Source organism: Allosphingosinicella sp. (genome assembly GCF_036403745.1).
Lineage (GTDB): Bacteria > Pseudomonadota > Alphaproteobacteria > Sphingomonadales > Sphingomonadaceae > Allosphingosinicella.
This window is the reverse complement of the sequence record NZ_DASWQI010000049.1, coordinates 1-13,138: the sequence shown is the minus strand read 5'-3', so window position 1 is coordinate 13,138 and position 13,138 is coordinate 1. Positions and strand designations below refer to the sequence as shown.

13 protein-coding genes and 1 pseudogene are annotated in these 13,138 nt (G+C 69.9%); 7 read left to right on the top strand and 7 right to left on the bottom strand.

Annotation, left to right across the window (positions count from 1 at the left end; all coding sequences use genetic code 11):
- Positions 1–148 precede the first annotated feature (148 nt).
- From recN to VGC56_RS08830, 6 genes are all read left to right on the top strand, one after another.
- A complete protein-coding gene (recN, locus tag VGC56_RS08855) occupies positions 149–1,810 on the top strand; it encodes a DNA repair protein RecN (protein ID WP_464124532.1) in 1,662 nt (553 codons plus the stop codon).
- On the top strand, positions 1,807–3,021 hold the full coding sequence (locus VGC56_RS08850; RefSeq protein ID WP_464124531.1) for a tetratricopeptide repeat protein: 1,215 nt from the start codon (positions 1,807–1,809) through the stop codon (positions 3,019–3,021). Before recN ends, VGC56_RS08850 begins: the two co-directional genes overlap by 4 nt.
- A gap of 31 nt (positions 3,022–3,052) precedes the next feature.
- On the top strand, positions 3,053–3,760 hold the full coding sequence (locus tag VGC56_RS08845; protein ID WP_464124530.1) for a dienelactone hydrolase family protein: 708 nt from the start codon (positions 3,053–3,055) through the stop codon (positions 3,758–3,760).
- Positions 3,757–5,859 carry an NAD-dependent DNA ligase LigA gene (ligA, locus tag VGC56_RS08840; protein WP_464124529.1) on the top strand — a complete coding sequence of 701 codons (2,103 nt, stop codon included), beginning with the start codon at positions 3,757–3,759 and terminating at the stop codon, positions 5,857–5,859. The genes VGC56_RS08845 and ligA overlap by 4 nt, the downstream gene beginning before the upstream one ends.
- Before the next feature lie 89 nt (positions 5,860–5,948).
- A complete protein-coding gene (locus tag VGC56_RS08835; RefSeq protein WP_464124528.1) occupies positions 5,949–6,500 on the top strand; it encodes a hypothetical protein in 552 nt (183 codons plus the stop codon).
- Between the two features lie 154 nt (positions 6,501–6,654).
- A complete protein-coding gene (locus VGC56_RS08830; protein WP_464124527.1) occupies positions 6,655–7,017 on the top strand; it encodes a PilZ domain-containing protein in 363 nt (120 codons plus the stop codon).
- A 56-nt stretch (positions 7,018–7,073) separates the two neighbouring features.
- Here VGC56_RS08830 and VGC56_RS08825 read toward each other — a convergent pair whose 3' ends face one another.
- Complete coding sequence (locus tag VGC56_RS08825; RefSeq protein ID WP_464124526.1) at positions 7,074–7,355, bottom strand: hypothetical protein; 282 nt, start codon at positions 7,353–7,355, stop codon at positions 7,074–7,076.
- A 149-nt stretch (positions 7,356–7,504) separates the two neighbouring features.
- Between VGC56_RS08825 and VGC56_RS08820 the strand changes: the two genes are divergently transcribed.
- Positions 7,505–9,640, top strand: a complete 2,136-nt coding sequence (locus VGC56_RS08820; protein ID WP_464124525.1) for a S9 family peptidase — start codon at positions 7,505–7,507, stop codon at positions 9,638–9,640.
- Here the strand turns inward: VGC56_RS08820 and VGC56_RS08815 are convergent.
- From VGC56_RS08815 to VGC56_RS08790, 6 genes and pseudogenes are all read right to left on the bottom strand, one after another.
- Positions 9,615–9,968 (bottom strand): ArsR/SmtB family transcription factor, encoded by a 354-nt coding sequence (locus VGC56_RS08815; protein ID WP_464124524.1) that lies wholly within the window; start codon positions 9,966–9,968, stop codon positions 9,615–9,617. The two genes, VGC56_RS08820 and VGC56_RS08815, sit on opposite strands and share 26 nt — an antisense overlap.
- Positions 9,955–10,401 carry an SRPBCC family protein gene (locus tag VGC56_RS08810; protein ID WP_464124523.1) on the bottom strand — a complete coding sequence of 149 codons (447 nt, stop codon included), beginning with the start codon at positions 10,399–10,401 and terminating at the stop codon, positions 9,955–9,957. The genes VGC56_RS08815 and VGC56_RS08810 overlap by 14 nt, the downstream gene beginning before the upstream one ends.
- 65 nt (positions 10,402–10,466) lie before the next feature.
- On the bottom strand, positions 10,467–11,390 hold the full coding sequence (locus tag VGC56_RS08805) for a 50S ribosomal protein L11 methyltransferase (protein ID WP_464124522.1): 924 nt from the start codon (positions 11,388–11,390) through the stop codon (positions 10,467–10,469).
- The gene (locus tag VGC56_RS08800; protein ID WP_464124521.1) at positions 11,390–12,133 is read right to left on the bottom strand and encodes a hypothetical protein; all 744 of its coding nucleotides are present in this window, start codon (positions 12,131–12,133) and stop codon (positions 11,390–11,392) included. Before VGC56_RS08800 ends, VGC56_RS08805 begins: the two co-directional genes overlap by 1 nt.
- Positions 12,123–12,830, bottom strand: a complete 708-nt coding sequence (locus tag VGC56_RS08795; protein ID WP_464124520.1) for an SDR family NAD(P)-dependent oxidoreductase — start codon at positions 12,828–12,830, stop codon at positions 12,123–12,125. The genes VGC56_RS08800 and VGC56_RS08795 overlap by 11 nt, the downstream gene beginning before the upstream one ends.
- 18 nt (positions 12,831–12,848) lie before the next feature.
- A pseudogene (locus VGC56_RS08790) lies at positions 12,849–13,138 on the bottom strand (hypothetical protein); the annotation flags it as partial.

Here is a 13,138-nt window from a genome sequence, read left to right as displayed (position 1 = left end):
GGTATGTGACGGACAGGCGGGGACGGCGCTATTCTCCCGTCTTCCAGGCGAAAGCCGGGATCTCCCCGCGGAAAAGGCACGGGCGCTTTTCACCCGACGGAATCCCGGCCTTCGCCGATGACGGTGTTTGCAGGATGACGGCCCGCAAATGCTGACCGCCCTCTCCATCCGCGACGTCGTGCTGATCGAGAGCCTCGATCTCGAATTCGGCCCCGGCCTCGGCGTTCTCACCGGTGAGACGGGGGCGGGGAAGTCGATCCTGCTCGATGCGCTCGGCCTCGCGCTCGGCGCCCGTGCCGACAGCGGCCTCGTCCGCCAGGGGCAGGCGCAGGCGGTGGTGTCGGTGAGCTTCGACCTTCCCGCCGCCCACCCGGCGCTCGGTCTCCTCGGCGACAATGGCCTCGCCGGCGAGGCGGGGGAGCCGCTCGTCATCCGCCGCATCGTCAAGGCCGACGGCGGCAGCCGCGCCCTCGTCAACGATCAATCCGCCTCGGTGGCGCTGCTGCGCGATCTCGGCGCCTTGCTCGTCGAAATCCACGGCCAGCATGACGATCGCGGGCTGCTCAACCCGCGCGGCCACCGCGCCCTTCTCGACGCCTTCGCCGGCCTCTCCACCGCCGCCGCCGAAGCCGCCTTCCGGTCCTGGGGCGAGGCCGAAGCCGCGCTCGCCGCCGCGCGCGACCAGCTCGACGCCGCCGCCCGCGACCGCGAATGGCTGGAGCACAGCGTCGCCGAACTTACCAAGCTCGCTCCGGAGCCGGGCGAGGAGGAGGCGCTCGCTGACGTGCGCGCCACGATGCAGAAGGGCGCGCGCCTCGCCGAGGATATCGGCACCGTCGGCCAATTGCTCGACGGCTCCGAGGGCGGCCTGTCCCTGCTGCGCCAGGCGGCGCGGCGGATGGAGCGGATCGCCGGCGAGCATGAGAAACTGGAAGAGGCGCTCGCCGCGCTCGACCGCGCCCTCGTCGAAGCCTCCGACGCCGAGGACCGCCTCGCCGCCGCCGCCGAAGCGCTGGCCTACGATCCCGCCCGCCTCGAGGAGGCGGAGACGCGCCTGTTCGAAATCCGCGCCGTCGCCCGCAAGCACCGCGTGGAGCCGGACGCGCTGCCGGCGCTGGCACAGGACCTCGCCGCCCGCCTCGCGGCCCTCGACGCGGGGGAGCAGGGGCTCGGCCGCCTCGAAGCGCGCGTTGCCGAGACCCGCGCCGCCTACGAAGCCGATGCCGCCGCCCTCACCGCCGCTCGCACCGCCGCGGCCGCGCGGCTCGACGCGGCGGTCGCTCGCGAGCTCGCGCCGCTGAAGCTCGACGCCGCCAAATTTCGCACGATCGTGGAGCCGCTGCCGGAGACCCAATGGGGCGCTCGCGGCCGCGACCGGGTCGAGTTCGAAGTCTCGACCAACCCCGGCGCGCCTTTCGCCCCCCTCGTCCGCATCGCCAGCGGCGGCGAGCTCTCACGTTTCATCCTCGCGCTGAAGGTGGCGCTCGCCGAGCGCGGGACGGCGCGCACCATGATCTTCGACGAGATCGACCGCGGCGTCGGCGGCGCCGTCGCCTCGGCGATCGGCGAGCGCCTCCACCGCCTCGCGGAGGGCGCCCAGCTCCTCGTCGTCACCCACAGCCCCCAGGTCGCCGCCCGCGGCCGCACCCACCTTCTCATCGAAAAAAGCCACGCCGGCCTCGTCACCCGCACCGGCGTCCACGCCCTCGACGAAGCCCGCCGCCGCGAAGAGATCGCCCGCATGCTCTCCGGCGCCCAGGTCACCGACGAGGCCCGTGCCCAAGCGCTGCGGCTGCTGGAGGCGGCATGAGCTTCGCCCTCGCTTTCCTCCTCGCCGCTGCGGCGCCACCTCTCCTCACGGAGCCGGACCTGCCGCCGTGCACGCAGGAGATAGCCGCCAAGCCGACGGCCTGCGACGCCGCCATAGCCGGCGAGAAAGACTCAAAGCTCAAGGCGCGCTTGCTGCTGCATCGTGCCTACCAACACAACGAGAAGCACGATTACGACGCCGCGTTGGGAGATCTCAGTGCGGCGATCGAGGCCGATCCAGCATCGGGCATGGCCTGGCACGAGCGCTCCTACACCTATTCGGAGCTGCGCGAATTCGCGCGCGCCGCCGCCGATTCCGACCATGACGTGGCGCTTCGCCCCGGAGAGGCGGACGCCTATCGCGAGCGGGCCTTCGCCCGCCACGGCCTAGGCGACCTCAAGGGCGCCTGGGAGGATCGGGCCAAGGCCGCAGCGCTCGAGCCGAGCAGCGCCGGTGCCCGCATCGCCCGCGGCAAAGCGGCCTTGTGGCTGGGTCGCTTCGACGAAGCACGTGCCGACACGCAGGCCGCCCTCGCGTTGGCGGAGAAAGGGGGCGGCGCCGAGGCTGCGGCGGAGGCGCGCGCGCAGCTGGCGATCATCGCATTGTGGACGACCCGGTCCCCGGCGGCCTCGCCCGAAGCTGCCTGCCGCGCTGCGGAGAAGCGGCAATTGCTCAGCACCAAGGAGGCGATCGGCGACTGCACCGCCGCCTTCCTCGCCGCCCGAACCCCTCACGCGAAAGCCGAGATGCTGACCTTGCGCTCCCTAGCCTTCCTGGTGGCGGTGCAGGACCAGGGTTCCGCGGTGGCCGACCAAGCGATGGCGGTGGCCCTCGACCCAGGCGACAGCCAGTGGCACGCCAATCTCGGCGGCTCCTACGTCATGGTGAGTCACAGCTGGGCCGGCCGCCGCGAGCTCGACATCGCGATCCGCTTGAAGGACGGCTGGGTGGCCCGGGCGGAGCGTGCCGCGGCCCGCTACAATCTCAGCGATTTCGACGGCGCTTTGGACGACGCGAAGACGTCGATGGGAATGCGTCCGAACGAAGTCGCCCTAATTGTCCTGGGCGACCTCTCGCACGACCGCGCCGACGACAAAGCCGCGAAGCTTTACTGGCTGGCCGCGTGGCACCTTGGCAGCCGGGACGACCGTCTCAGGGAGCGGCTCAAACGGGCCGGGGTCGCCGATCCGGACAAGGAACCGAAGAGTTGACCACCGCGGCCGCTCCGGCAAGGGGAGGGGCATGAGCGACACCCGTCCCGTCACCCTCCGCCATGCCGAGGCCTCCCTCGAAGCCCAGCTCGTCCCCGGCGCCGGCCTTGGGCCTCGTCCGGGCGTCCTCATCTTCCCGACCATCATGGGCCGCTCCGAGCTTGAGCTCGGCTTCGCGCGCCGCCTCGCCGCGCTCGGCTACAGCGCGATGGTCGCGGATCTCTACGGCGCCGTCGGCCTGCCGCGGGAGGAGTGCCGCGCCCGCATGATGGGCCTCCTCGGCGACCGTGCTTTGCTCCAGGACCGGCTCCTCGCAATTCTTGCCGCCTTTCGCGCCCAGCCGGAGGTCGAGGCCGGGCGGGTCGCCGCCATCGGCTATTGCTTCGGCGGCCTATGCGCGCTCGATCTCGCCCGCACCGGCGAGGATTTGCGCGGCGTCGCCAGCTTCCACGGACTGTTCACCCCCCCCGGCAATTGGGATGGCACGGCGATCCGAGCAAAAGTCATCGCCTTCCACGGCTGGGACGATCCGATGGCGCCGCCTGCCGCGGTCACCGCGCTTGGGGAAGAGCTGACCCGCACCGGCGCCGACTGGCAGCTCCACGCTTATGGCCGCGTCATGCACGGCTTCACCAACCCCGCCGCCGCCGATCCGGAGCGCGGCGTTCAGTACGACGCCGCCGCCGACCGCCGTTCCTGGACGGCGCTCGAGGCCTTTCTCGCTGAGGCGCTGGCGTGACCGAGGCCGAAGCCGCCGCCGAGCTCGAACGGCTCGCACAGGAGATCGCGCACCACAATCGCCTCTACCATCGCGACGACGCGCCCGAGATCAGCGACGCCGACTACGACGCGCTCGTGTGCCGCAACCAGGACATCGAGGCGCAATTCCCCCACCTCGTCCGCCCCGACAGCCCCTCGCGCGCCGTCGGCGCCGCGCCGGAAGGCCCGCTCGCCAAGGTCCGCCACGCGCTGCCGATGCTCAGCCTCGACAACGCTTTCTCGGACGACGAGGTGGCCGATTTCGTCGCCCGCATCCGCCGCTTCCTGAGGCTCGGCGACGACGAGCCGGTCGCGCTCACCGCCGAGCCCAAGATCGACGGCCTGTCCTGCTCGCTTCGCTACGAGAAGGGCGCCTTGGTGCTCGCCGCCACCCGCGGCGACGGCACCACCGGCGAAGACGTCACCCCCAACGCCCGCACCATCGCCGACATCCCGCCCCGCCTGCCCGAAGGCGCCCCCGACCTCTTCGAGATCCGCGGCGAGGTCTACATGTCGAAGGCCGACTTCGCCGCCTTGAACGCCCGCCAGGCCGAGGCCGGCGGCAAGATCTTCGCCAACCCCCGGAACGCCGCCGCCGGTTCGCTGCGCCAGAAGGACGCCGCCGTCACCCGCGCCAGGCCGCTGCGTTTCTACGCCCATGGGTGGGGCGAGGTGTCGCAGCTTCCCGCCGACACCCAGCTCGGCGTCATGCGCGCGATCGAAGGCTGGGGCGTGCCGCTCTCCAAGGACCTAGAGGTCTTCACCGACATCGCACCCTTGCTCGCTTTCTACCGCGGCATCGAGGCCAAGCGCGCCGACCTGCCGTTCGACATCGACGGCGTCGTCTACAAGGTCGACCGATTGGACTGGCAGCGCCGCCTCGGCCAGGTCGCGCGCGCCCCGCGCTGGGCGCTCGCCCACAAATTCCCCGCCGAGCGCGCCGAGACGACGCTCGAAGCCATCGACATCCAGGTCGGCCGCACCGGCAAGCTCACCCCCGTCGCCCGCCTCACCCCCGTCAGCGTCGGCGGAGTCACCGTCACCAACGCCACCCTCCACAATGCCGACGAGATCGCCCGCCTCGGCGTCCGCCCCGGCGACCGCGTCCGCATCCAGCGCGCCGGCGACGTCATCCCCCAGATCCTCGAAAACCTGACGCCCGACGCCGACCGGCCCGCCTACGACTTCCCCGACCATTGCCCGCAATGCGGCTCCGAGGCGGTGCGCGACGAGGGTGAAGTCGACGTCCGCTGCACCGGCGGCCTCGTCTGCCCCGCCCAGCGGGTCGAGCGCCTCCGCCATTTCGTTTCCCGCCACGCCCTCGACATCGAAGGCCTCGGCCTCGTCCACATCGAGAGCTTCTTCCGGGACGGCCTCCTCGAATCGCCCGCGGACATCTTCCGCCTCCACGAGAAGCGCGAGGCGCTGGTCGGCCGCGAGCGCTGGGCCGAAACCTCGGTGGAGAACCTCCTCGCCGCCATCGACGCCAAGCGCCAGCCGCCGCTCGACCGCTTTCTCTTCGCCCTCGGCATCCGCCACATCGGCGAGGTGACCGCCCGCGATCTCGCCCGCCTTTACCGGAGCTGGAGCGCGCTCACCGCGACGATCGACCGCGCCGTCGACGTCCGCGCCACTTTCGAGCCGGCGCTTGGCGAGCCGGAGAAGAAGACCCGCCAGCGCCGCGACGCCGCCGTCGTCGCCGCCATCGAAACGCCGAACATCGGCCCCGAGGTCGCCAACGCCCTCCTCGATTTCTTCGAGGAGCCGCACAATCGCGAGGTCCTCGCCGCGATCTTCGCCGCCGGCGTCGAGCCGGCCGACGTGGTCTGGGAGACCAAGGACTCGCCGGTGACGGGCAAGACCCTGGTCTTCACCGGAACCCTGGAAACCCTCTCTCGCGACGAAGCCAAGGCCCAGGCCGAAGCACTCGGCGCCAAGGTGGCCGGATCGGTGTCCGCCAAGACCGACCTCCTCATCGCCGGCCCCGGTGCCGGCTCCAAGCTCAGGAAAGCACAGGAGCTGGGGGTGGAGACGATCGACGAAGCGGGCTGGAACGCACTCGTGGCGGGCACGCGCTGAACCGATCTGCCCCGCGCGCGTAAGGGCTTGATAGCGCTACCATCCTGTAGTCTCATCCTGCCAAACCGACTCGACGGGGGAGAGATGCAATGAGAGCCATGTTCGCAGCAGCCGCGTGCCTTGCGGTGGCCGCTTCGCCAATCGCGGGAGCGCTGGCGCAGCCGGCGGCCGGCGGCGACATCGCCTCCAAGATCGTCAACGATCCCGGCGCACCCGAGGTGCAGGGTGCGAAGGCGTCCCTGCGCGACGATCCCGTCGTGCAGGGCGGCAAGGCGCTCCGCATCGAGGTGCCGCGCAAGGGCGCCAACACGTGGGATTCGACCGTCGGCGGTGCGATCAAGAAGCCGGTCAAGGCCGGCGACACCTTGCTGCTGGCTTTTTACGCGCGGTTGGAGCGCGGCGAGAATGGCGCCACCAAGACGGTGCTCCCGTTCGCCGGCGTCCAGCTCGTCGATGCGCCCTGGACCCCCTTGTTTCAGGAGCCGGTGGAGATCGGTCCCGAATGGAAGCTGCTCAAGGTGAAGGGCAAGGTCGACAAGAGCTATGCCGCCGGCAAGCTCAAGGTCACCGTCCAGCTCGCCACCGCCAAGCAGGCCGTTGACATCGGCCCGCTCATCGTCCTCAATCAGGGGCCGGAATAGGGGGCACTTCTCTCTCCAGGAGGCTGAGGTCAAGCGAGCCTGGGGTCGGCCCCCAACCGATCCGCGCGAAGTTTCGCATCCGCGGGCTAGGCCCGCGGCAACCCATCCTTAGCGATTGCAGGCGCAAGGGGGGCGGGGCAGGAGGTGCGCGGCAATGGGTTCGAATCTGGTGGTGCGGCTCTTGAAGAGCGTGCTGCGCGGCGACCGGCGGCGCGCGACTCGCTATTCGGTCGACCTGGCCGACGGCTGCGTGGGTGCCGAAAACGGTCTCGGCGTGGCGATTTTCGATTTGTCTGCGACCGGCGCGCTGATCGGCGGGGCCGATCTTCCGCAGCCCGGCGCCTTCGTCACGCTGACGCGCGGATCGCTCTCGGCGGCGGCCACGGTGGCGTGGCGCGAGGAGGCACGCGCGGGTCTGCAATTCCACCGGCCGTTGCCGGTCGAGCAGCTCTTCACCATCGTCCATTCCGCGCAATATCGCCGCGGCACGGGCGTCCCGGCGGCGCTGGCCGCCTAGGGAGCTTCGGTCGGGGACAGTCGTATACGACTGTCCCCTCCCCAAGCTATGTCAGCTCAGCAGCGGCGGGGGCTGCTGTGGCGCTCGATGTGGCGGCCGGCGAGAGCGCCCGCGGCGCCGCCGACCAACGGCCCGGCGAGGCCGTGGCCGGTCACCGCATGGCCGACGAGAGCGCCGCCGACTCCGCCGACGACCGCGCCGGTGGTGCCGCCATGGTGGTGGCACCGGGCCGCATAATGGCGATAATGGCGGGTCCGCCGCGCGTCGGCCGCCGTCGGGACGGCGATGGTGGGAAGCGCAACGGCGACGGCCGAAAGCGCGAGAATGAGTTTACGCATGATACCTCCTGGATCCTTGGAGAAGGGGGAACACATCACCTTACGGTTCCGTTCCAATCGTTCCGCACGGAGCGCGGCTCCAGCCGCGCGCCTTGCCGCTCCGGCGGCCCCATGCCAGACCTGCGGCTGGACTCTCAGGGGGTAATATCATGAAGCCGAAGCCGATCCTCGCCCTCGCGCTGTTGCCGCTCGTCGCGCTCGCCGCCGCAGCAATCGCCGCGCCGCCGCAGTCCCCACCGCTCGCCGCGCAGAAACCCTATCCGGTGAAGGGGCCGGACGGCCTCACCCGCACCGACCCTTATTATTGGCTGCGCGACGACACCCGCAAGAATCCGGACATGCTCGCCTATCTGAAGGACGAGAACAGCTATGCCGACGCGGTGCTGGCGCCGCTCAAGCCGCTCGAGGACCGGCTCTACGGAGAGTTCGTCGGCCGCATCAAGCAGGACGACACGTCGGTGCCGGCGCGCCAGCGCGGCTATTTCTATTACACGCGCTACGAAACGGGGCAGGATTATCCGATCGTCGCCCGCCGCCAAGGCTCGATGCAGGCGCCGGAGGAAGTGCTGCTCGACGAGCCCGCGATGGGGAAAGGGCGCGGTTATTTCCAGGTCGGCACCTATGAAGTGAGCCCCGGCAACCGCCTCCTCGCTTATGCCGAGGACATCGTCGGCCGCCGCCAATATGTGCTGCGCGTCAAGGATCTCGCCACCGGCAAGCTGCTCGCGGACGAGGTCGCGAACGTCGAGCCCGATGTCGTCTGGGCCGACGACAACCGCACCCTCTTCTACATCGAGAAGGACCCCGTCACCCTCCTCCCACGGCGGGTGAAGGCGCACGTCCTCGGCACGCCGGTCTCCGCCGATCGCCTCGTGTATGAGGAGAAGGATGAGAGCTTCTATCTGTCGATCAGCCGCACGTCGGACGAGAAGTTCATCTGCATTGCGCTCGGCTCCACCGTCTCCAGCGAGGCGCGCTGCGCCCCCGCGGCGGCGCCGGCGGCCTTTGCCGTCCTCACGCCGCGGCAGCGCGAGTTCCTCTACGACGCCGATCATATGGGCGCGCAATGGATCGTGCGGACCAACTGGAACGCGCCCAATTACAAGCTGATGCGCGTCTCGGACGCCGCCGCGCCGGGCGGCCGCGCCGCCTGGACCGACCTCGTGCCCCATCGCGCCGATGTCTTCATCGAAGACTTCAAACCGATGGCGAGCTTCATCGCCATCGCCGAGCGGTCGGGCGGCAACAAGCGCCTGCGCCTCGTCCAGGGCGCCCAGCCCGGCGGCCGGAGCAGCTTCGTCGCCTCGGACGAGCCGGCCTATGCAATGGCGATCGGCGCCAATCTCGAGGCCGACACCGAATGGCTGCGCTATACCTATAACAGCCTCACAACGCCGAGCCGCGTCTACGAGGTGAGCGCCCGCACGGGCGAGCGTCGGCTCCTCAAGCAGAATCCGGCGCCCGGCTACGATCCGGCGCGCTACGTCACCGAACGGGTCTGGGCGACGGCGCGCGACGGCACGAAGATCCCAGTGTCGCTCGTCTACCGGAAGGGCTTCCGCAAGGACGGCACCGCGGCGATGCTGCAATATGGCTATGGCAGCTATGGCCTCTCGCAGGATCCGAGCTGGTCGACGACCACAACCAGCCTGCTCGACCGCGGCATGGTCTACGCGCTCGCCCATATCCGCGGCGGGCAGGACATGGGCCGCGCCTGGTATGACAAGGGGCACTTGCTCAACAAGAAGAACAGCTTCACCGACTTCATCGACGTTACCCGCTGGCTGACCGCCCATGGCTATGCCGCCAAGGGGCGGGTCGCGGCGATGGGCGGCAGCGCCGGCGGGCTGCTGATGGGCGCGGTCGCCAACATGGCGCCGCAGGATTACAAGGTGATGGTCGCGCAGGTGCCGTTCGTCGACGTCGTCACCACCATGCTCGACGCCTCGATCCCGCTCACCACCAACGAATATGACGAATGGGGCAACCCGGCGCAGCGCAAATATTACGACTACATGCTGTCCTACTCGCCCTACGACAATGTGCGGCCGCAGAGCTATCCGGCGCTGTTCGTCGGCACCGGCCTGTGGGACAGCCAGGTGCAATATTACGAGCCGGCCAAGTGGGTCGCGAAGCTGCGCGCGACCAAGGCGGACCGCAACCCTTTGGTATTCCGCATCAACATGGAGGCCGGCCATGGCGGCAAGTCCGGCCGCTTCCGGCGCTACCGCGACACGGCCGAATATTATGCCTTCATACTCAGTCAGTTGGGGGTCGAGAAATAGCCGGGGTGCTCTCCACGAAGCGCTTGAGGCGGCCGAGCGCGTCCTCCCACTGGCGGGCGGCCTCGTCGAGACAGGCCCTGGCAGCCGCCACCGCGTCCGGGCGGAAGGCGAAGCGGCTCTCCCTGCCGGCGCGGACGCTCTCGACCAGCCCCGCCCGCTCGAGCACCCGCAGATGCTTGGTCAGCGCCTGGCGGGACATAGCGGCATCTATCGACAGCCGCGCGATCGAACGGGTCTGGCCGTCGCTCAGCGTCATCACCAGCGACAGCCGGGTGGGATCGCCGAGCGCGGCGAAGACCTCGGCGGGCGCGCGCTCAGCTTTCGACATAGGCCTTCACATTCTGGACCTGCGCCGCCCAGCCTCGCTCGTTCATCCGGAGCGCATCGGGCAGCCGGTGGGCTGGCAGCGCCTCGAACCCCGTCTCCGTGACGGTGAGACGGGTGCCGGATCCCGCCGGCTCCAGCCGGAACTCGACGAGCGTCCTGGGCTCGGCGGAATAGTCGATCTCCGGATCGAGCGCATAGGGATGCCAGCGGTAGGAGAAGAGGGAAGGGGCCTCCATCCGTTCGACCGTGGCGTTCCAGCTTATATGTTCGTAGCCTGGCACGGTCATCTGGCCGGTCGAGGCGGCGCCGGGGGCGAAGGGCTGGTCGAGCTTCACCCGAAACCAGGTGCCGAATTCCTCATGGTCGGTCAGCGCCTGCCACACCCGGTCGAGCGGGGCGGCGATTTCGATGCTCTTGTCGATACGGTTCGTCATGTGCAACCTCCTGGTTGCGCATCATATGGCACGGGTCGGAGAAACATGCAACCATTAGGTTGCACTTAGCGCCAGCCCAAGGCCTTGCGCTTGCGCATCACCAGTGTCGGCCACTCGCCCGTCGCCACCCTCCCCGTCAGCATCAGCCCTTGCCGCCGATACGCCGCGGCGACCGCCTCCGCCTGTCCTTCGAGCAAGCCCGCCAAGATCAGCCGCCCGCCCGCGGCCAGTCCTTCGGACACCGACGGGGCGAGGTCGATCAGCGGCCCGGCGAGGATGTTGGCGATGATGAGGTCGTACGGCGCCCGCGCCTTGAGACGCCCGTGGGCCATGCCCTCGGCCACGGCCAGCTCGAGCTGCCCCGGTCCCCGCCCGTTCGGCACCCCATTGATGGCCGCATTCTCCTCCGCCACCTCGATCGAAACCGGATCGATGTCCGACGCGATCGCCCGGGCCGCCGGCCACAGCCTGAGCGCCGCAAAGGCGAGGAGGCCGGTGCCGGTGCCGAGGTCGAGGAGGTTCTTGAACCGGGCGCCGCGGTCGCGCAGCTGGCTCAGCGCGACGAGGCAGCCGCTGGTCGTCTCATGCTGACCGGTCCCGAAGGCCCGCCCGGCGTCGATCTCCAGGGCGATGGCGTCGCTCGGCACCTGGTCGCGGTGCACAGGCGTGTGGACGAAGAAGCGGCCGGCCCGGATCGGCTCCAGGCCCTGCTGGCTCAATGTCACCCAATCCCGGTCCTCGACCTTCTCGACCGTCGGCGGCGCGGCGCCGGCGCTCGGCGCCAGCGCCTGCAGCAGCCGCAGCATCTCGGGCGTCGGCTCCTCGGCGAAATAACCGTCCAGCCGCCACTCGTCGGGCTGCGCCGGGTCCGGTTCGCTGGTCATCAGCACCGGCGGGAAATCGAGGAGCGCGAGGGGGCTGATATCCTCCTTCAGCGCCTCCGCCTCCGCCTTGGTGCAGGGCAGGCTGACCTTCCAGCTGTCGGCCATCAGTCGATCACGATCCGGCGGGACTGCACCACCTTCAGCGAGGGGATGTCGACGACGCGGTAATAGAGGCCCAGGCGCTCGCGGACGAGGAGGCCGATCTGCGTCGGGCCCTGCATCCAGACATTGTCGACGCCGTCGAGGCCCTCCATGACGACGCCCTGGCGCCCGCCGGCGAGGGTGCCGACGAGGATCTGCTGGAGCTCCGATCCTTTGCCCTGTTCGAGCACCAGCATGTAGTAAGCGATGGGCGCGGTCTTCGAAGGCGCCGGCTTGCCCATCAGCGCGGCGTCGCCGTCGTCGCGCGGCTTGTCGGAGACTTCGGCCTTCGCGGGGAGGAAGTGCTCGCTGACGATGCGGTGCGCGTTGTCGGGGAGGATCCTGCGGCTTGCGCCGCTCAGTTTGTCGATCAGCAGCACGTTGCGCTGGTCGTCGCGGCTGCCCGAAGACATCGAGCCGCCGCCGCGGCCGACGCTGGCGCTGACGGGGAGGTGCATGAGGTTGGTGCCGGCGAGGTCTTCGGGGCCGCCGACCACGAACACCGTCTCGTTCTTCTGGTCGGCGACCTTCGCCGTCTCGCGCGGCCGGTCGAGGCCAATGATTATGACGGTGAGGGCGATGATGCAGAGGATGCCGGTTAGGCCGACGGCGGCAAACAGCCAGACCAGCCAATGCGCGCGAAGCAGGCGAGGGCGCTTCCGCGGTTCTGCCGGACCGGGCCCACCGGGCTCCGGATCAGCGGACATAGCTGGCGCCGTTGACGTCGATGACGGCGCCGGTCGCGGAAGCGGGGGCGTCGACAGCGAGCCAGCGCACCGTCTCGGCGACTTCGGCGGCGGTGGCGACGCGGCCCAAAGGGATGTCGGCGAGGATCTGCTGGCCGCCGCGGCTCGACATATAGTCGTCGATCATCTCGGAGGCGGTGAAGCCGGGGCAGACGGCGAAGGCGAGGATGTTCTCGGCCGCATAGCCCCGCGCGATCGACTTGGTCATGCCGATCATGCCGGCCTTTGAGGCGGCATAATGCCAATGCTGGGGCGAGTCGCCGCGATAGGCGGCGCGGCTGGAGACATTGACGATGCGGCCCCCGCCTTCCTCGCGGAAGTGGAGGACGGCGAGGCGGGAGAGCTCGGCGGAGGCGGTGAGGTTGACCCGCATGGTCCGCTCCCACTGGGCGACCCAGTCGGCGGAGGGGAGGTCGACGGGAGCGGCTTCGAATATGCCGGCATTGTTGACGAGGATGTCGATGCGGCCGCCGAGCCGCTCCAGGGCCTGGCGCCAGAGGCTCTCCGCGGCGCCCGGCGTGTCGAGGTCGGCGGCGAGGAGGCCCTCGGCGCCGCGGGTCGAGTGGCCGACGGCGCTGTGGCCCTTCAGGGCTTCGAGGATGGCCTTGCCGATGCCCCGGCTGGACCCGGTGACGAGGATGTTGCGCTGGGTGCTCATGCACCCGCGGCTAATCACTTATGCGGCGAAGGTCGAGAGGAAGGCGCTGGCGCTGGCGGCGAAGCGGGTAAGTTGGTCGTCGACGCGGGCGAAGCCGTTCTCGAGCTGGTCGATCTCGCCGGCGACGGTCTCGGTGTCGGCGCGGATCGCGGCGATGGTCGAGGACATCGAATCGGCGGCCAGCGCGGTTTCGTCGACCGCCGCTTCGACTTCGGCGCGGACGTCTTCAATGGCTCGAAGCAGCCCGGTCGATGTCTGTGCGGCCGCGCGCATGGCCAGTGCCAATCTGGTCGTTGTCTTGTGCGGCC

Excerpts from the sequence above, each read along its gene's own strand:
- recN (WP_464124532.1), top strand. The coding sequence starts at position 149 with ATGCTGACCGCCCTCTCCATCCGCGACGTCGTGCTGATCGAGAGCCTC.
- VGC56_RS08820 (WP_464124525.1), top strand. The coding sequence starts at position 7,505 with ATGAAGCCGAAGCCGATCCTCGCCCTCGCGCTGTTGCCGCTCGTCGCG.
- VGC56_RS08805 (WP_464124522.1), bottom strand. The coding sequence starts at position 11,390 with ATGGCCGACAGCTGGAAGGTCAGCCTGCCCTGCACCAAGGCGGAGGCG.
- VGC56_RS08830 (WP_464124527.1), top strand. The coding sequence starts at position 6,655 with ATGGGTTCGAATCTGGTGGTGCGGCTCTTGAAGAGCGTGCTGCGCGGC.
- VGC56_RS08795 (WP_464124520.1), bottom strand. The coding sequence starts at position 12,830 with ATGAGCACCCAGCGCAACATCCTCGTCACCGGGTCCAGCCGGGGCATC.
- VGC56_RS08825 (WP_464124526.1), bottom strand. The coding sequence starts at position 7,355 with ATGCGTAAACTCATTCTCGCGCTTTCGGCCGTCGCCGTTGCGCTTCCC.
- VGC56_RS08850 (WP_464124531.1), top strand. The coding sequence starts at position 1,807 with ATGAGCTTCGCCCTCGCTTTCCTCCTCGCCGCTGCGGCGCCACCTCTC.
- VGC56_RS08800 (WP_464124521.1), bottom strand. The coding sequence starts at position 12,133 with ATGTCCGCTGATCCGGAGCCCGGTGGGCCCGGTCCGGCAGAACCGCGG.
- VGC56_RS08815 (WP_464124524.1), bottom strand. The coding sequence starts at position 9,968 with ATGTCGAAAGCTGAGCGCGCGCCCGCCGAGGTCTTCGCCGCGCTCGGC.
- VGC56_RS08810 (WP_464124523.1), bottom strand. The coding sequence starts at position 10,401 with ATGACGAACCGTATCGACAAGAGCATCGAAATCGCCGCCCCGCTCGAC.
- VGC56_RS08835 (WP_464124528.1), top strand. The coding sequence starts at position 5,949 with ATGAGAGCCATGTTCGCAGCAGCCGCGTGCCTTGCGGTGGCCGCTTCG.
- VGC56_RS08845 (WP_464124530.1), top strand. The coding sequence starts at position 3,053 with ATGAGCGACACCCGTCCCGTCACCCTCCGCCATGCCGAGGCCTCCCTC.